The following is a 19183-nucleotide window of genomic DNA, read 5'->3' as shown; positions in this document are numbered from 1 at the left end:
GAGAACCATCCCTTTCCATCGTGGTTTCCAATTCAAGGTTACGATATAATTATATCGATTCTGTGATCGGAAATACCCGGCAATGAGGACAGTTTAACCCGGTAATCTGGTCATTCCAACCAAGGAGGCTATTCCGTGAATCCAACCGTCCAACTGTTCAAGAGCGAATCCTTTTTTCAGAATAATTTGAAGCTGTTCGTGAACCGATGCTCCGAGGATTTTGTAGTTCCCTTTCACGCACACGAATTTGTTGAGTATAGTTATGTGGCAGAAGGAAAGGGCTTTCATCACATCGGTGAAGATATTGTCCCGGTGCACAAAGGTATGCTGTTTGTCATTCCGGTTGGCGTTCCTCATGTATTCCGTCCGGCTACAGCGAATGTATCAGAGCATCCACTCATTATCTATAACTGTCTGTTCAATTCTGAACTGATCCACACCCTGTCCATCATTATTCAGGAGGCGGAGATTCGAAACCATCTGACAGATATGGAAAAGAATCGGGTTCCTTATGTATCTATCACTGATTACAGCCAACGGATGGAAGAATTAATGGTAAAGCTGTACCGCGAATCTGCTGTTCCGGGAATCGGCTCATCCACGATCCTGTATACACTCGTAAGCCAACTCGTCGTGACGACCTATAGACACCTCCATCAACCTGCCTGGACCGAGAAGGAAAATACAGCCGATATGGAACACATCCTTCATTACCTCGACCAGCATGTTAACGAACGAATCCGTCTAAGCGAACTCGTGAATATCTCCGGTTGGAGTCAAAGACATATTGGACGTATGTTCGTGACCCACACCGGGCGGACGTTTGGTGCCTATCTGCAACATTTGCGCATACAAAAAAGCTGTGAATTGCTGAAGAATTCACAACATAAAGTCAGTTTAATTGCTGAACTTGTAGGCTACCGGGATGTAGATTCATTTTACGCCGTCTTCAAACGCATTACGGGAGAAACCCCGCAGGGCTATCGCAGGAACTTCAGAGCTAAACCATCGAATTAAGTGTTCCTGCCTTCTGCTCCTTTCCCTGGGTTCATCTCTTTACCGTTTCAAGCTTGCTCTCTTCATGTTCTGTTCCAAGCAAACGATCCACATAAGCCTTTGCACCTTTCCAGGAGGTCATTAACGGAAACTGATGTTGCTCCCGCTCGTTTACATTCCATGGATGAGGGATGCAAATGACTTTCTTACCATCATTCAGCGCCGGTATCAGGTTATGCGCTCCATCATCAATTAACAGATCGAAATTAATCAGATTCTTCCGTTTACAGGTTATAAACTGTTCTGGAGATATGTATGGCATATGCTTCTGGAGCCAATTCCACTTCTCAACAACTGTCTTGGGTTCAGCCGCCGTTAGTATAAGGAGATCATAGGCTAGATGGAGCTTTTCCACCTCTTCCACCACATATTCGTCATAAATCTCCAGTTCCTCAAACAGTCCTGGCCGACCGTAAAATACATCATGTGTACATTCCGGATGGCGAATATGGGATGTATCCCAGTGCACCATATCCTCGTATCGCAGCGGATGAGTTGGAAAGTTGATGTTGTTATGATATATGGCTCGCTTGACCAGATGACATATGGTGTCATCCATATCTACAGCAATAATAGGTTTCTTCATCTTTATCCCCTCCAATAGGATCACAGTATATCATCATCGATGTTATGAAGCCATCTTTTACAAAAAAAAGCTGCTACTACCGGTTGTTGGGGAGATCAACAGAAAAGCAGCCCAGAACCCTGTCCACATGTGGATAAGATTTTCGGGCTGCTTTGCTAACTCACTTCCCTCTAGCAATGCGCGAAGTGAGTCAGATACATCAATTTAAGTAGAAAAATTGTAGCCTATATTACACCACTCGCTCAGGCCAACAATCTTATTTCTGTTGAAACGTTACATTAATCTGTACAATCTCGGATCGACTGCTCGTGCGAATCGGAGGTCCCCAGAAGCCAAATCCAGAGGTCACGATAGAGTGCATAGACCCTTTTTGCAGATAACCCCAATCATTCTCGTAGATGGCCTTAGTAATAAACTGAGCGGGTGCGATCTGACCACGGTGGGTATGACCTGACACAACCAGATCCACATGGTTCTGCTCCGCAATATCCAGATCATATGGTTGGTGATCCATCATAAGTACAGGTTTGCTCAAGTCGGTATCCTGCATCAATGTTGCTACTTCTGCCCGATCCGTCTCGGTCCGGTCTTTACGCCCAATCAGCGTAATCTTATCGTCCAGGGTAATTTTGTCATCATACAGGACCTGCATATTACTCTTCTCCAGAGCCGCAATCAGATCCTCGATCGGACCATCATACTTGTCGTGATTGCCTAGTGAAGCGTACACTCCGTATGGGGCCTGAATGCCGCTGATAATATCCGCGATCCCGCTCTTGAGGTACATATCTAAGTTGTCATCGATAATATCACCAGGATACAGCACCAAATCCGGCTTCAATGCGTTAATTTCTTCCACCATACGTTTGGCGTGAGCAGGACCGGACAGCAGGCCAAAGTGCATATCCGCAGCCATAACGATCTTGAGTTTGTCCATGCCTTCTACCTTTTTATCAATTTGGATGTTATATTCCCTTACAACCGGACTATATGCATTAAAGATGCCATAACCCAGTGTAGACAACAACAATACAAGTGTAATCACACCCGCCCATTTGTGGGCATGATGTCTTGGAATTCTTGTCAGTCTCAGAATCCATAATGTCAAATGGACAACCGGCAAGATCATTAACAGCAACGAGAAGATAGCCAGCCAGTATGAGCCGATTATGCTCAGGAAGGAGAAACTTCCAAACAACCTTGCCAGTATGAAAGAAATTGCAAGGAATACAAGGGCAACAATGTAAAACCAACGAAATCTCGCAGATACAACCGGCTTCATCCAGCTCCATCCGCTCCGTCCTATGTAAAACACTAATAAACCATACACAACCAAAAACAAGATGCCTGCAAGTACGAACATGCCTCCGTTAACCTCCACGTCAATAAGTTGATTACTGAATTTTCTCTTAACCCAATTCCAGTCCATCTGAACAAGTATAACGTAGTTAAAGGGGTGAGGACATCTGTTTCCATTCCTCAGATGCGTACATTTTATTACAATTTGGAATACTTAAATTCCAATCATTATTTAGGCGATAACTCAACTCATAGCCTGTCATCTGAATAAAAAAACATCCCTGCGTACGCTCATGACTGACTAACGTCATGAACGAGCACAGGAATGCTTAATGATCTCGAATTACATATTATTCGTTGGTATCCATCCACTGGAAGTGGAATGACCCTTCTTTGTCCACACGTTTGAAGGTGTGAGCGCCAAAGTAGTCACGTTGTGCTTGCAGCAGGTTCGCTGGCAAACGCTCTGTACGGTAGCTGTCATAGTAGGACAACGCACTGGAGAATCCAGGAACCGGAATTCCTCTTGTTACTGCAGCAGCAATGACTTCACGCCATGCACCTTGGTAGGATTCAACAATGTTTTGGAAATATGGATCCAGAAGCAGGTTTTTCAGTTCTGCATCTTTGTCATATGCATCCTTGATGTTTTGCAGGAACTGCGAACGGATGATGCAACCACCGCGGAAGATCATCGCGATGTTACCGTACTTCAGATCCCAGCCGTACTCGTCGGAAGCTGCACGCATTTGGGCGAAGCCTTGTGCGTAGGAAACGATTTTACTTGCAAACAGCGCTTTGCGTACATTCTCGATGAACGCTTTTTTGTCACCGGAGAATGCTTCAGTTGCAGGTCCATTCAGGATTTTGCTCGCTGCCACACGCTCGTCTTTCATTGCAGACAGGAAGCGGGAGAATACGGATTCCGTAATCATGGACAAAGGTACGCCGAGATCCAGCGCGCTTTGGCTTGTCCATTTGCCTGTTCCTTTTTGTCCGGCTGCATCCAGAATGACGTCAACCATTGGTTTGCCTGTTTCCGGATCATATTTGGAGAAGATGTCAGCTGTGATTTCGATCAGGTAGCTGTCCAGCTCACCCTGGTTCCATTCAGAGAAGATCGCGTGAAGCTCTTCAACAGAAACATTCAGCACGTCTTTGAGCAAGTGATACGCTTCACCGATCAACTGCATATCCCCGTATTCAATACCGTTGTGCACCATTTTGACATAGTGTCCAGCACCATCTGGTCCGATATATGTGCTGCAAGCATCGTCGCCCACTTTAGCCGAAATGGCTGTCAGGATTGGTTCAACAAGTTCATATGCACTTTGTTGTCCGCCCGGCATGATTGCTGGACCTTTCAATGCGCCTTCTTCCCCACCGGATACGCCTGCACCGATGAAGCGGAAGCCTTTGGCTTCCAGATCTTTGCTGCGGCGTTGGGTGTCAGGGAAGTATGCGTTCCCTCCATCAATGATGATGTCGCCCTCGTCCAAGTGTGGCAGCAGTTGTTCGATGGTAGCGTCCGTTGCTTTACCCGCTTGAACCATGATCAGGATTTTCCGTGGGGATTCCAGGGAAGCCACGAACTCTTCAATCGTGAACGCACCTGTGAGATTTTTGCCTTCAGCTTCTTTCAAGAGATCATGCGTTTTCTCTGGGGAACGGTTAAAAACCGCTACCGAGAATCCTTTACTCTCAATGTTGAGGGCAAGGTTCTTACCCATTACTGCAAGTCCAATGACACCGATCTGTTGTTTACTCATTATGTCCTCCCAATACTCTTTATATATAGTAGGTTAAAATCTGTAATCAGCTATTCCTGAATTATTGAACTATTTTTTTCCAGTCTGCTGCGAATTTCTCCATGCCTTGATCTGTCAGTGGGTGTTTGGAGATTTGTTCAATGACGGAGAATGGAACGGTAGCAATATGTGCTCCAGCCATCGCTACACGTGTAACGTGATCCGGATGTCTTACGGAAGCCGCAATAATCTGTGCATCCAGGTTATGTGTACGGAACAGCTCAGCAACTTTGGCAACCAATTGCACGCCATCTTCGGAGATGTCATCGAGACGTCCCAGGAACGGGGATACATATGTTGCACCGGCACGAGCAGCAAGCAGCGCCTGGTTAACGGTAAAGATCAACGTTACGTTTGTTTTTACACCTTTTTTGGTCAGGTAACGGCAAGCTTCCAGTCCTGCAAGTGTCATTGGCAGCTTGATTGTGATGTTTTTGTCGTTGTTATTGATTTTGATCAGTTCGTCTGCTTGAGCAATCATCTCTTCAGCTGTGATCGCATCTGGTGTTACTTCAGCAGACACGGATTCAACTTCAGGTACCTCACGCAAAATTTCTTCAATGCGGTCTTCAAATTTCACGCCTTCTTTGGCTACCAATGACGGATTTGTTGTTACACCAGACAAAACGCCGATTTTATATGCTTTTTTGATGTCCACCAAGTTTGCTGTATCGATGAAAAATTTCATATTCAATTACCTCCAAAGGATATATTTTTTTGATGTTACCGGTTTGCATTAACAGCCATAGGAATTTCAGTTGCAGCTTCAGCCTGCTGATCGGCAGGTTGATCAAACCACCAGTGGTGCCCTTCTGCAGCCAGCATTGCATCCGACTCTGCCGGTCCATAGCTTCCTGCCGGGTACAAATGAAGCGGGAGCAAATTCTCCTGGAATGCATCCAAGATTGGTTGTACCCATGCCCAGGACAGTTCTACTTCATCCCAGTGGGCAAAGAATGTAGGATCGCCATGCAATGCATCATGAATCAGATTCTCATAAGCCTCGGCCAAATCCTCACGATCTGGTGATAGATCGATATGAACCGGCTTGAACTCCCCTTTGTTTTGCGGGTCGCTCGCATTAAGCTGCAGCGTCATGCTCTGGTCAGGACTCATCTCAATAACAAGCAGGTTCGGCTTGGAGCCGTTAACTACGTTGGCCTGTCCAGATGGTTCTTTGAATTCAATGACGATACGAGTTGATTTTTCCTTCATTCGTTTGCCTGTACGGATATAGAAAGGAACTCCGCGCCAGAAGAAATCATCAATCTGTAATTTCGCCGCAATAAAAGTATCATTCATCGTATTCTCGGCAACACCCGGTTCTGCTGCATATCCGCTAACGGATTTGCCTTGAATGTTTCCTTCAGCATACTGTCCGCGAATAACACTTGCACCCACAGTTTGCTTTTGCAGTGGCTGTATCGATTCCATGATATGCTTTTTCTTCAAACCGACTTTTTCCGTGGTGCTGTTATATGGAAGCTGGATCGCCATCATCATGAGCAATTGCAGCATATGATTCTGGAACATGTCCCGCACGGCCCCTACATGGTCATAATAGGATGCCCGTTCTTCCACACCAACAGTCTCGTTAGCGGTGATTTGCACATTGGAGATGTAACGGTTGTTCCAGAGTGCCTTCATGATCGGATTGCTTTGATGCAAGGTTTCAAGACGCTGTACCATCGGTTTGCCTAAATAATGGTCAATTCGATAAATTTCCTCTTCGGTGAATGCCTCGCTTAATTTACGATTCAGATCACGAGCAGATTGCAGATCATGACCAAATGGCTTCTCAATCACAAGGCGTTTCCAGCCATCTGTAGATCCAAGTCCACTTTCCTGAATATTAGCTGCAATCGGTTCAAAGAATTCTGGACCAACCGAAAGATAAAATAATCGATTGGACAGAATGCCAAGTTCAGCCTCTCTCTGTTCAACCAAATTTAACAGCTCTATATAATCTTCCTTATGGCTTATATTCAATACACTGTAGCGGAAAGCCTGCACGAACGACTTCACAATTTTAGGATCAGCCGGGCGTCTGGAAAATTCATTCAATGATTTTTCCACTTGTGCCTGAAAGAATTCATCAGACCATTCTCTTCGTCCCAGGCCAATCAGTGAGAAGGATTCCGGGAGTTTCTGCTCAATGTATAGATTATATAAGGCAGGATATATTTTTCTTTTGGCTAAATCGCCAGTCGCACCAAATAAAATAATGGTCGTTGGTTCCATCTCTCTGTTCTCCTTCCAAGTAACTCTGGTTTCTTTGCTGTAGTTACACTATAATACGTTTCATAGCCATACAAGTAATTAATATATTTCACAGGAGCTATAGACGATATCTATGACAACAAATTATGAATTATATAAGGTATTTTACTGGGCTGCCAAAACAGGAAGTTTGACCCAAGCTGCCAAAGCGCTATATATCACTCAACCCAGCGTCAGCCATGCTATCAAACAGCTGGAGGAAAGCTTTGGACTCACGTTGTTTTACCGGAATTCCAAAGGAGTTGCGCTGACACAGGAAGGTGTCAGTCTGTATTCCTATATTGAACAATCCCAGATTCTGATCTCGCTGGCCGAGGAGAAAATGGCCGCCCTGAAGAGTTTAGACAACGGAGAACTGAGGATTGGCGGCAGTGATTCACTGTTTAAGCATTACATGCTGGCATATCTAGAAGAATTTCACATCCTCTATCCTAACATCAAGCTGCATCTGAGTCATGGGACAACGCCGGAAGTCATCACGTTCCTGAAAGAAGGTAAAATTGATCTGGGTGTGGTCCGAATGCCGATTGTCGATCCTCAGCTGGAAGTCCGGGAAAGTATTCAGCTCAAGGATTGCTTCGTCGCGGGTGAGCGTTATGCTCAGCTGAAGGATAAAGTCATGACACTGGAGATGCTCCTGGAGTATCAATTGATTCTCTTCTCCCGGAACAGCCGGGTGCGGATGGCGATTACGGAATTGTTCAACAGCTATGGCTATACACTCAAACCCGAGATTGAAGTCGGCAGTGTGGATTTGTTAATTGAATTTGCACGTCGAGGATTGGGCATATCGTATGTAACCCGTGAGTTTATTTCCAAAGAGCTGGAGGAAGGCTCTCTCTTCGAAATTCAGCTGGATGTTCCCCTGCCTCCATCCCATGTAGGCATCATGACAAAGCGGAATATGCCGATTTCCCTGGCAGCGAACCGATTTATGGATCTCATTTTTAAATGCGATTAGACTCTCGGGTCAACAAAAAGTGCCTCATCACCCATACGGATGATGAAGCACTTTTTATTATATACATATGTAAAATGACGAACGAGAAATTATCATAAAGAAAATCAAATTATCCATTGAAATAACTCCACCTCTTCATTCACATCAAAAACGGATTCAATGTCATACTTCGAGTTCTCTTAGTCTTTCCTCAATTCTTCCAGGAATCAAAGCAAACAGTTGGTCCCAGATCATAAACACATTGGGGTCAAGCACATATTCCTCAAACTCCATAGCAGGTACAAACGCCTTCGTCTGCAGGAATGCCTGCACTCTGGCATTGATCTCTTCATTTGTTTCAAAATAACCTTTGAACATCTCGTTGACTAGCAGGCCGTCACATCCAGCATTAGCCCCGGCTGCGCTGTACAGATCCGGTAACAGTTCAAATACCACAGGCAGCGGTGAAAACGCGTGTTTGCCTGGCTGGGAGTAAAGACACACATGGCGTCCAACCACATTAACCCGATCCTTCAGCAATCCCCTGAGCACTCTGCCATGAAAGCTGGCTTCACAGTCCACGACTTCGCCGTCATGGCCCACATAGATCCACACATGCTCCATTTCGTACAAATGCCCAATTTCGTAATCCCACCAGATCGCAAATTCAATCACATATCGCACGGCATCGGCTGGGAAATGAATTTCCCGGCTAAAGGATGGGGAAGGGCCAGAGCGTTCCAGTATTGAAACACCTACAAAATCCGGATAAAAAGGCTCATTTCGATCAAACATTAATACAGGGGCATAACTCATTGCGGTTTCCAGTATTATATGCTCAGTCATGGTCATAGATGGGTTCCTCCACGTTATTAGGGTTTGATCAATTTATGAATTATGCTTGTCCTATTATTGCTCTCACTACTGTGACAAACGAATGTTATCCTTATATTAACAGAGAATTCTGACCGTGTTAATTTGGAACAAAACGTAGCCCACAACCGAATTTCCCGGTCGTGGGCCTGAATGCGTTCATTGGAGAAGGAATTATTATCGTTATCCCTTTGAGTTCTTGGATGATTTGGAAGCTTTGATCGCCTGATCGGAAACAGAATCCACGCATCCAATTGGCGGTCCCAAAATAGCATCATTCTTGATGGAAGCCACTGCTTTGGCATACGCCTCCTCATCATTGCAGTATGCACGATGTGCAACTTCAGGCGGTGTTGCAGCCAGGAAATCAGCCCCAAGCACAATGTCCGGTGTAGGTTGATCAAAAATCGTCAACAGATGCACATCGTCGGTCTCCGCCACAAACCAGTGAAACCACCCTTGAGGGAATATCGAAACTTGACCCGGCTTCAAGTGATAACTTATCCGCTCCCGCTTGAAGGGATCGTAGACAGAGGTGGTAACTTCACCGTTGATCAGAACGACCATCTCTGTCACATTGGTATGCCAGTGTGGCTGAACGATAATACCTTTACTCATGTGTACGTTGAAAAATCCATTTTTGATCGTTGGCAGCTGCTCCCCAAACAACTGGGTAATATAATTGCGCGAGTCACGCTGATAATTTAAAACCGTTGTCGAATCGGCTGCCAGTTGAACATTCGGGGATTGCAGAATCGGATTAATCATACCGCTGTTTCCTCCTTATAGGCACACATCTCATTGTTGTACTGTATGCGTTAATACGCGGAGATAATACCGTGGACACGATTCTATTTCATTTTTTATCCGAATGTGTAGCTTCATCTGTCGATCAGGTTCAAGTGAAGAAAATTCACTCTCACGTAAAACACAAAAACGCCCTTTTCCTGTTGAAAACAGGTCTGGGGCGTTAAGTGTCTATCTATAGTCCTTGCTATATCTTAAGCAATTCCGGGGTATCTTCCTCCGGCGGCAAATCCTTTCGGAGATATCCGTTCAATCTCTGCCAATTCATCAATGGTGAGAGAAACCTGCAGAGCACCAAGATTCTCGTGAACTCTCTCCAAACTGCGAGTACCAGGAATCGGAACGATATGTTCTCCTTTTTCAAGTAACCAGGCGAGTGCAAGTTGAGAGGCAGTGCACCCTTTTTGCATAGCCAGCTCCTGGATCAGGCGCACCACCTCCAGATTTTTCTGGAAATTCTCACCCTGGAAACGTGGATAATGATGACGATAATCGTCCTCCGGCAGGTCGTCTATCGTTTGGATCTGGCCTGTCAGGAAGCCACGCCCTAACGGACTGTAAGGGACAAGCCCAATGTTCAACTCGCCGAGCAGTGGCAAAATCTCATCTTCGAGCTCACGACTCCACAATGAATACTCCGTTTGGACCGCTGTGATTGGATGAACGGCATTCGCACGACGAATCGTCTCTGCAGGCGCTTCAGACAGACCTATATATCGGATCTTCCCCTGTTGAACCAGATCGGCAAGTGTTCCCACCGTTTCCTCAATTGGAGTATTGGGATCAGGACGATGCTGATAATAGAGATCGATATAATCCATTCCCAGGTTGTACAAACTGGCATCCACTGATTTTTTAATATACGCCGGATCTCCCTTAGGACCCTGGGTATGTGTTATACCGAACTTGGTCGCTACAATAGCATCGGCTCTTCGCCCTTTAAGCGCACGCCCAAGCAATTTTTCGTTACCTCCGAACTGCTGCTTTTCATATTCACCGTACAAATCGGCTGTATCGAACATCGTTACGCCTGCATCCAACGCACCATGAATTGTATGCACCGAATCTTGGTTGTCTGGCATCATCATTACACCCAGCCCAAGCCCGGATACTTGCAAATGATCGCTTCCCAACGTTCTTGTCTTAATCATGCGGTTCCCTCTTTTCGTTATTAAATAGAAAGATATTGAACTTGTACTCATTCTATTTCAAGAACGGAGGGCCCAACCACAGTCTGTTTATGCTAGTACTAGAATTACCACCCTGATCGTTACTGTCACTCCATAACGGGTATGTACACACAACAATGAATACCTGACTGTTCGTTGAGATTGCTCATGGAAAAGATATCATAGGCATAGGCAATGCCATCCGCCCGATCCGTAGTTTCGAGATAGATTCGGTTAACTTTTTTCTGTTTTATTTGGTGCAGGCTCCAAATGTTATGAAAATCCGTGCTGTCCTCGTTCAACTGTTGAACTATTTTGGTAAACTCAGGTTCACCCGGATACTTGTCATAATACGTACGAAACACCGCTACCGAATGCCGTGCAAATTCATCCCAATTATGCATACGTTCTCGAAGCGTTGCATCCAGAAATAACATTCGCATCATGACACGGTCGTTCACGTTCATCGAGGAAAAGGCGAACAGTTTTTCATTCGCTGCCTCATTCCATGCAAGTACTTCAGACCTTTCATTCGTAATAAAAGAAGGGTATGCAAGTTGACTAATGATGCTCTGCCATCCCTCTTCGAGATGTGAATAGGAGGCAGGAAATTCACGCTCTGCATTGGGGTCCCATAAACGAAATAGGTGGTCCTTCTCTTCCTCGCTTAACTGGAGCGCACGCGCAATACTTTCCATCACCTCGCGAGACGCGTTAACCTCTCTCCCCTGCTCAAGCCAAGTGTAGTAAGTTGCACTGACACCTGCTAGTACAGCAACTTCTTCACGTCTTAATCCCGGCGTTCTGCGCTGTCCATACGATCCGCTGATTCCGGCTTGATCTGGCTGAATCCGGCTCCTCCGAGATTTCAAAAATTCACCCAGTGTTTTACTTCGGCTAATACCTGTAGTCATAAATAACCTCCTTAGATATTTAGATTTCTATGGATTCAATTACGGCTCTATCCAAAATGGTTAACCTCAATAGTCTCGAAGTCCAAGACGGCTGATCATGGCTGGCGATTAGTAGACCATTTTCTAAGGAACTCAGGACGTCTTATTTCGCCTTCAGATGCTCTTTCTAAAAAGTAAGGAACCTCAGACACGTTATTTCCTGAAATTCCTGACAAAAACGCTGTAAACGACTGTTTATTCCGATATAGCGTTTCTCAAGTTCCTTAGATTTCTACAGTCACTTCAAATCCTTGAATAAGACGCCTCCGATTCGTTAGCGCTCGCTCCATGCTCTGCTCTAACCACAAGCGAGAAGCCGCCCCTAATATATGCGAGAACTTATCTGATAGTTGCATTGTTCGTACTTAGCTACATTTGATCGAAGAATTCTGTGATTTGTTTACCTGGTTCAGCTAAAAACTCAATATATTACCAGTCTCCTGATGTTCCACATCCACGTATCCAATTACTTTTTTACTTTGATTCCACACGATCACCATATGCGAGTACTCATGCAAATCAGCAGATAAACGCAGCAACTTCTGTCTCCCCATCTTCATCTCTACAGTATCCACCAGATTAAAGAACTCCACATATTGAATACCTGATTCATTGTCAGGCAGGTCAATACGACCTGGCCCTTCGGTCAGAAATTGGATAAGTTTCTTAGGCAACTTGTACGATTTGAGCGCATGCAATTTGTTGCTCAGATTGTGAAGGTCTTGCGGCTCATGAGATTTCAAATACTCTGCCATTTCTTCATTTTTCTGACTGATGGCAATCGTGTATGCTCGTTCTCCATCCTTCTCTTGAATGGTTACATCCGCTCCATGCTCTACCAAATAACGAACCATCTTCATATTGTTGTTACGAGCGGCTACTGTAAGGGGTGTTGCCTTGTATGAATACACCATATCGGACTCGTTGTAATTGATATCCACGCCCTCGTCCAGCAAATACTGGACCATCTTCATATCGTGATTCGAAACGGCTTTTCGTAACGTTTTTCCACCATATTTTCGAATATCCAGTCCGAGGTCCTTCAATACTGGGATGTTCTTTTTGTTACCGTAATAGGCTTCATCATATGCGCTCGACCTCACCTTGCTCAAAGTATTCAACTTGGCACCCTTCTGGTGCAGATATCGAACCGTATCTTCCCCGCAGTATCTGGCCGCCTTGAGGATTGCTGGATTATCCTTCACATTCAGGTTCACTCCGCGCTCCACCAACAACTTGACCACTGCCTGCTGATTGGTGATTAGGGCAATATCCAGTGGTGTTAAAGCTATGTATTTGCTGAGCGAAATCTCTTTTTCAAGCTCCATACCCTGTTTAATGAATTTTTCTACACCAGTAACGTCTCCCTTATAAATCGCCACGGCGTGATCAGGCAACGTTTCAAACGTTCCTTGATTTCCGATTTTGAACAAAGGTGTAACCTCCCTCCGGTTAAATATCGACACGACTATACGTCCTGTAATGCTCATTATTCATAGTATACCTGCTAACCTTTTCATTTGTACAAAGCCTCTACCAAAATCAGATTCTTGTCCTAAAGCTCAAACCAACCCCGAAACATAGAGTTCCGGGGCTATCATCTACTTTATATCAATGCCCTTCTCCAGCCCCTTAATGGATTTAAGTTGGGAAGTGATGGCTGCAATAACGATAACAAACACGCCTGCAATAATAAACAAGAACGCAATGCCCCTTCCCGGACCAACGCCGATGAATGATCCTACTGTCGAGGCCAGCGCTCCACCTTCCTCCAACAATGGGTTAAATACATGGTCTGCCAACAATCCTGCGATACTGTAGGAAACGATAAAGCCCAATTGCGATAAAATGCCGATGATACCCCACACCCTGCCTTGTTTCTCGTTGGATATGTTATTACGCACCAATACATCTGCACTCATGTTGACAAAGGGCAGGGAGGACAGGAACAGGAAACCTGCAAGGATAATGAAATATATATTTGTTGTAAATCCCAAAAGGGAGAAGGACAATCCGGACATGATCAGACCCCAAACAAGTATTTTTGAATATTTTTTACTTAGGGTGAACATGCCAATGCACAGGCTGCTGATCAGCATGCCTATTGCGCTCACCGATTGAAATGTTCCAAGCGTTCTTGATTCAGAGAAGGATAGGATCATTGGACCTATGAGAGTTTCTAGGAATCCCAGATAGAACGTGATAATCGAAATAATGATAACAAGCAGGAGCACGCCTTTATTCGTCGTGACTTCAACCCAGCCTTCGTAAAGCTCAGCCAGCCAGGGTTTCCTCTCAGCATCGGTTCGCTCCGATTTAAGACTTTTCCGTATAACAAGCACTGCCAGGATCGCAACCAGATACGTCAACATATTAATGACCAGAATGACTTCAATCGTTGTTATACTGAGCAGAATGCCGGCTATAATGGGCGAAAATAGAAACTTGGATGATTCGGCAAGCTGCACCAGGCCGCTGCCCTTTGAATATTGATCTTTATCGAGCAAATCAGTGGCTGAAGCCTTGTAGGCTGGACTTTGAACGGCCGAGAACACGGAACTAAAAGCAACACCAGCATAGAGATGCCACAGTTCAATCTTGCCCGTCAGGATCATGGACAAGATAAAAACTAAACCAGCCGCAGAACCAAGATCACCTAAGACCATCATCGTGCGTCGGTCAAAACGATCTGCAAGGACTCCACCTATAGGACGCAACAAGATATTAGGCAGAAAGGTAAACAGTGTAATCAGTGCCACAGCTGTCGCCGTATGGGTTTTCTCAAATGCATACACACCAAGGGAGAATGCCGTCATTCCGATACCCATTGTAGATATGAGCTGTCCGAACCATACTGTCAAAAATGTACCAAATGACCTGTGTCCCATCTGTTTCATTGGATAACCCCTCTCCAATTAACCGTGTTAGAACCCTTGATCCGTAAGCCATTTGCCTAACATATTCTCTCTCGTTTTAAGATCATGCTGCTTGTTATACTTGCCAAGGTTACGATCTGCCACCAGTTTGCCGTCCATCATGAATAAAACCCGTTCAGATCGTGCTGCAACCTTAACATCATGAGTGACGATCAATATGGTGGTTCCCGAAGCGTTAATATCTCCAAGAATATCCATAATTTCATTGGTTGAACGTGAATTCAGTGCCCCCGTCGGTTCGTCACCAAACAAAATATCCGGCTGATTAATCAATGCCCTGCAAATGGCGAACCGTTGCAACTGTCCACCCGAGGCCTGAGTGATATTGTGATTGGCGAGTTCCTCGATGCCCATTTTTTTCATCAGATTGAGAGCTCGTGTATGAATGGAATCCCTGCTGCTTTTTTTCGCCAGATAGGCAGACAGAATAATGTTTTCGAGTAGATTCAGACTTTTTAACAGATGGATGTTCTGAAATATAAATCCCATCTTGTTCAAGCGAAGTTGCGCCAATTCTTTCTCTGAACAAGCAGAAATCTCTTTCCCAGCAAAATAAACACTCCCGCTGCTAACCTGATCCATGCCGCTGACGTTGTAAAGCAAAGTTGATTTCCCCGAGCCTGACGGACCCATAATGGAAACAAATTCACCCTTCTTCAATTGAAAATTAATATTCTTCAAAATAGGATACTTCTCACGCTCACCAGTACTGTACGATTTATTCACGTTTTTGGCTTCTAATATCGTAGTCAAGGTCACCCTCCCTATTCGGCAATCATTTTGGAAATGCTGGATTCTTTAATGGATTGAATACTGATTATAGCTGTACAGATAATCGTAGCTGCCAGCAACAAAGGACAAAGTACATATGACTTCAGCGGGTCAATGACAAAAACAATATGAGATGCTCCAAAATAAGCCATTATTAGACTAATCATTAATTGACCTGCCGTATTCGATAGTACAGTTCCTATAAGAACCCCAACACCCAAAACAATAAGGGACATCGCTACATATTTGAATTGGATTGAGGAAATGGGAAATCCCAAACTTTTTAAAATCGCAATATCACCGCTATCCTTTGCAACAAGCATCTTCAGGAATAAAGATGTAATCAGGATCGTGACCAATAATGCTACAACTAGCGCCAACACCGTAACCAGTTTCAGCTGATGGATCGTCCCTCCAAGCGTTTGATATAAATAACCTTGTAAATCTGTCACCTTTGCCGGTGCAAATGTCTGTGCATACTCCGCAATTTTATCCGAAATTGTACTTCCATCATCTTTCAAATCCAGACTCAAGACATACCAGAGTACACGATCTTGGTTATAAGGTAAGCGTGCTTTTGCAGTTTTCCCGCCATTGGTCACATCCTGATATATACCACTGACAGTCATTGTTTTTTCCTTTCCATTTACTAACAGTATTAAGGTGTCTCCCGTCTTCTTTTTCATTTCATTACTGTTCGCATCAGACAAGGCAATTTCATTTTCATTTTTTGGGGCCACACCCTTCACGTAAGATAAAGGAAACACATTGAAATCTCCAGTCTCCACGCTTAAATGATCATATCCACCTTCACTGTTCAACACTTTAAATTGGCTTGTGACGAATGCTGAGTATTTAAGTACGTTTGTATCCTTTTGAATATATTCAATTAATTCGGAATAACGCTGTTCGATATCTTCGGAGTGCCTCAGATCAATACGTATATCGCTTTGACCAACACCCATGTAAGAGATGAAGCTAGGGGCTTGTAACGTATTGAGGAAATTGACAGGTACGATCATAATAAATGAACTTATAATAAAAACAAACAATAGCAAACGGAACATGTTCAACCGCTGAATGATGTCTTTTAAACCCAGGAAAACCGGCACCGATAACCATCGATTTTTGGATAGGCTGAGCCTGTTTGGACTCATTCTGGTTTCGCCCAGACTGCCTGAACGCAATGCCTCAACAGCTGAAATATGATTAAAACGTCGAAGCACACGGTTGCAGAAAAATACAACTATAGCAAAAATGATGACGGCTGCAAATAATGTGATGACGTAGTGCAACCATGTTTTGGGGGCTGTTCCTATGTACAGCATCATATTGGACATGAGCAAACGGTTCACCAATAGCGAGGTAAAATAGCCAATAATAGAGCCCAAACCTGCCATAACAACATATTTGCTCAAATAGAGTTTCTTAATATCACGCTCGGATATGCCAATAGCTTTCATGATGCTAATCTCTCGATAATCCTCTTCAATGGTGGCAAGCATGGTGAAACGAATGCTGAGTACAGCGATCACTATTAAAATTAAACTGACAAGTATGACTACAGCTGCCACAACCCCGTCGGTTAACGCATTCAACAATTGGAACAGACTATAGTTAACCACAGGACCTGCATTCGGCAAATTCGTATTTTGATAGGCTTGAGTAAAGTCATTGATCATCTGAGGATCTTTAAGTCGGAATTCAATAAGATACTCCGTCTCGCCCGTATTTTGTTTTAAGGACTGAAATTCACCCTGACTGATGACAAAACGTTTGGAGTGAATAATGGATGGATTCATTTGAGCATCACGTACAAAATCCACGATTTTGTAGGTTCTGGTGAAAGAATTGTCTTTGATGTTAATACTGTCACCAATTTTCAACTTCTTCTGCTGAAAGTAATAAACAGGAACCGCAATTTCTCCATCATTCACCTGCACAATCTCACTATCTAAATTCAACAGAAAATCAAAATTCTGATTTTGTACGACAAAATCAATATCCATAATGCTGTTTTTCTCGGCTTCCGCTCCAAAAAACAAATGAGAACCGTCTATGTTAATCATTTCTACGATCTGGTGTTTCTCTACCATTTCATTGGCCTGTGCCCACTCATTCACCTTCGTTTCATCCAGTTCACCTGCGTGCATTTGCACAACATGAGGGGTCTTGGATTCCGTAAATAAATAGTGGATTGAACTTGTTAGCTCCATAATCATGCGTGTACCTGAAGACATAAGCAAAGCTGCCAGCAAAATAAAAACAAATAAAGCAATGTTGATTCCTTTTTTCCTCATAAGCTCATTTCTTAACATACGTAATAGCATGAACAACCATTAGCTCCTTTGCATGGAACACTACTTTGGATTAATCAGGTACACTATATGTAATTTCTTTTATCAGTATGCCGAACCTTCTGAACCAAAGTTACATCCCTTTTTGCTGTAAAATACCCCCATTTATCCGCTGCACCGAGTGTATCAATAAACACGAATATCTGAATCAGTCTGTGGTCCAGTTTTAACTAATGCCGGAGTCTGAGGTTATAAATTGAGAACTTATTAAATCGTGTGATAAGATAATGGCTCAAACCTTTTTCTAACGACACTCAATTTATGGGATATGTCCCAATTAAGAAAGGACACTATGAACCCTTCATCCATACCATCCATGTTACAGCAAACCATCCCGCCGCTGGATCTGCGCAGTTGTCTTGTCAGCGTACGTGGCGAAATCATATACGAGCATTACCGTAATCAAGATGCAGCAACTCATATTGCCAAAGTGAATTCCTGTACCAAAAGTGTGCTGTCCGCGCTCATTTGTATTGCAATGGATCACGGCTGGCTGCCCGAAGCGTCTACTACTCCAATCTCCACCTTTTTCCCACAGCTGGGGTCAGACCCTGACCCACGTAAACCGGAAATTACGTTAGAGCAGTTATTGACCATGACAGCTGGATTCAATTGGGACGAGTTTGGTGGACAGAATTCATTTCCGCGCATGACACGTACGGATCACTGGGTGAATTTTGCGTTTGAGCAACGCTTAAGTCATGTGCCAGGCACATATATGGAATACAATTCCGGGGTATCACAGATCTTGTCTGCCATCCTCATGCAAAGTACAGGGATGTCCGTAGCCGAGTTCGCGGAACGTTATCTATTTGGCCCGTTGGGGATTCAAGAGTATGAATGGGAAAGTGACCCACAGGGTGTACATACTGGTGGGTTCGGATTAAAGATGCTGCCGAGGGATTTGTTAAAATTCGGTCAGCTGTTTATGCAGCAAGGCATGTGGAACGGACAGTCGCTGATATCGAACGATCTTGTTAGCCGCTCTACAAGGCCTGCCATTACGGTTACCCCACCCAATCATGGTAGTTACGCTTGGCACTGGTGGGTGGATGCCTATACCCGGGAGACTTCTGAGGCTGAGGCTGGGATCACGGAAAATCCCACTCCCATACTCCACTATTACTACGCCCGTGGATTTGGAGGTCAATTTGTATATATCGTCCCGGCTCTGGAACTCGTTGCAGTGCTCACCAATGACAAACGAAAGAAAGAAAAACCTCCACTGGATGTGTTCCCCAAAAGAATTGCTCCTGAACTGTTAAAATGCCTGTAACATTCTTCATTTTCGCTTAATGGGCATAAATAACCCCCAACCGTTAGGGAGTTTTCCCCATGAGTTGAGGGT

16 protein-coding genes are annotated in these 19183 nt (G+C 44.3%); 3 read left to right on the top strand and 13 right to left on the bottom strand.

Going from position 1 to position 19183, the window contains the following annotated elements; genetic code table 11:
• The first annotated feature begins 135 nt into the window (after positions 1-135).
• Positions 136-1017, top strand: a complete 882-nt coding sequence (locus P5G61_RS11985; protein ID WP_301246623.1) for an AraC family transcriptional regulator — start codon at positions 136-138, stop codon at positions 1015-1017.
• Between the two features lie 31 nt (positions 1018-1048).
• Here P5G61_RS11985 and P5G61_RS11980 read toward each other — a convergent pair whose 3' ends face one another.
• From P5G61_RS11980 to zwf, 5 genes are all read right to left on the bottom strand, one after another.
• Positions 1049-1642, bottom strand: a complete 594-nt coding sequence (locus P5G61_RS11980) for a 5' nucleotidase, NT5C type (RefSeq protein ID WP_301246622.1) — start codon at positions 1640-1642, stop codon at positions 1049-1051.
• A 256-nt stretch (positions 1643-1898) separates the two neighbouring features.
• A complete protein-coding gene (locus P5G61_RS11975) occupies positions 1899-3005 on the bottom strand; it encodes a metallophosphoesterase (RefSeq protein WP_301246769.1) in 1107 nt (368 codons plus the stop codon).
• A 286-nt stretch (positions 3006-3291) separates the two neighbouring features.
• Positions 3292-4710 (bottom strand): NADP-dependent phosphogluconate dehydrogenase, encoded by a 1419-nt coding sequence (gene gndA, locus P5G61_RS11970; RefSeq protein WP_301246620.1) that lies wholly within the window; start codon positions 4708-4710, stop codon positions 3292-3294.
• Positions 4711-4771: 61 nt separating this feature from the next.
• Positions 4772-5437 carry a fructose-6-phosphate aldolase gene (gene fsa, locus P5G61_RS11965; RefSeq protein WP_301246619.1) on the bottom strand — a complete coding sequence of 222 codons (666 nt, stop codon included), beginning with the start codon at positions 5435-5437 and terminating at the stop codon, positions 4772-4774.
• Positions 5438-5472: 35 nt separating this feature from the next.
• Positions 5473-6990 carry a glucose-6-phosphate dehydrogenase gene (gene zwf, locus P5G61_RS11960; RefSeq protein WP_301246618.1) on the bottom strand — a complete coding sequence of 506 codons (1518 nt, stop codon included), beginning with the start codon at positions 6988-6990 and terminating at the stop codon, positions 5473-5475.
• Positions 6991-7102: 112 nt separating this feature from the next.
• Here zwf and P5G61_RS11955 point away from each other — a divergent pair, with 112 nt between their 5' ends.
• The gene (locus P5G61_RS11955; protein WP_301246617.1) at positions 7103-7990 is read left to right on the top strand and encodes a LysR family transcriptional regulator; all 888 of its coding nucleotides are present in this window, start codon (positions 7103-7105) and stop codon (positions 7988-7990) included.
• A gap of 162 nt (positions 7991-8152) precedes the next feature.
• Here P5G61_RS11955 and P5G61_RS11950 read toward each other — a convergent pair whose 3' ends face one another.
• From P5G61_RS11950 to P5G61_RS11915, 8 genes are all read right to left on the bottom strand, one after another.
• Complete coding sequence (locus P5G61_RS11950; RefSeq protein WP_301246615.1) at positions 8153-8815, bottom strand: hypothetical protein; 663 nt, start codon at positions 8813-8815, stop codon at positions 8153-8155.
• 210 nt (positions 8816-9025) lie between these two features.
• Positions 9026-9610: a cupin domain-containing protein gene (locus P5G61_RS11945; RefSeq protein WP_301246614.1), complete on the bottom strand. Its 585-nt coding sequence runs from the start codon at positions 9608-9610 to the stop codon at positions 9026-9028.
• A 233-nt stretch (positions 9611-9843) separates the two neighbouring features.
• A complete protein-coding gene (locus tag P5G61_RS11940) occupies positions 9844-10797 on the bottom strand; it encodes an aldo/keto reductase (protein ID WP_301246767.1) in 954 nt (317 codons plus the stop codon).
• A 128-nt stretch (positions 10798-10925) separates the two neighbouring features.
• Complete coding sequence (locus tag P5G61_RS11935; protein ID WP_301246613.1) at positions 10926-11732, bottom strand: helix-turn-helix transcriptional regulator; 807 nt, start codon at positions 11730-11732, stop codon at positions 10926-10928.
• A gap of 452 nt (positions 11733-12184) precedes the next feature.
• Positions 12185-13204, bottom strand: a complete 1020-nt coding sequence (locus tag P5G61_RS11930) for an ankyrin repeat domain-containing protein (protein ID WP_301246612.1) — start codon at positions 13202-13204, stop codon at positions 12185-12187.
• A 168-nt stretch (positions 13205-13372) separates the two neighbouring features.
• Positions 13373-14668: an MFS transporter gene (locus P5G61_RS11925; protein WP_301246611.1), complete on the bottom strand. Its 1296-nt coding sequence runs from the start codon at positions 14666-14668 to the stop codon at positions 13373-13375.
• A gap of 27 nt (positions 14669-14695) precedes the next feature.
• Positions 14696-15460, bottom strand: a complete 765-nt coding sequence (locus P5G61_RS11920; protein ID WP_301246610.1) for an ABC transporter ATP-binding protein — start codon at positions 15458-15460, stop codon at positions 14696-14698.
• Between the two features lie 11 nt (positions 15461-15471).
• Entirely contained in the window at positions 15472-17778 is a 2307-nt protein-coding gene (locus P5G61_RS11915) for an ABC transporter permease (protein ID WP_301246609.1), read from the bottom strand.
• Positions 17779-18151: 373 nt separating this feature from the next.
• Between P5G61_RS11915 and P5G61_RS11910 the strand changes: the two genes are divergently transcribed.
• Positions 18152-19111: a serine hydrolase domain-containing protein gene (locus P5G61_RS11910; RefSeq protein ID WP_435874136.1), complete on the top strand. Its 960-nt coding sequence runs from the start codon at positions 18152-18154 to the stop codon at positions 19109-19111.
• Positions 19112-19183 lie beyond the last annotated feature (72 nt).

Source organism: Paenibacillus vandeheii (assembly GCF_030433635.1).
Classification (GTDB): domain Bacteria; phylum Bacillota; class Bacilli; order Paenibacillales; family Paenibacillaceae; genus Paenibacillus; species Paenibacillus vandeheii.
The sequence above is the reverse complement of the archived record's forward strand: the minus strand, read 5'-3'. Positions and strand labels throughout refer to the sequence as shown.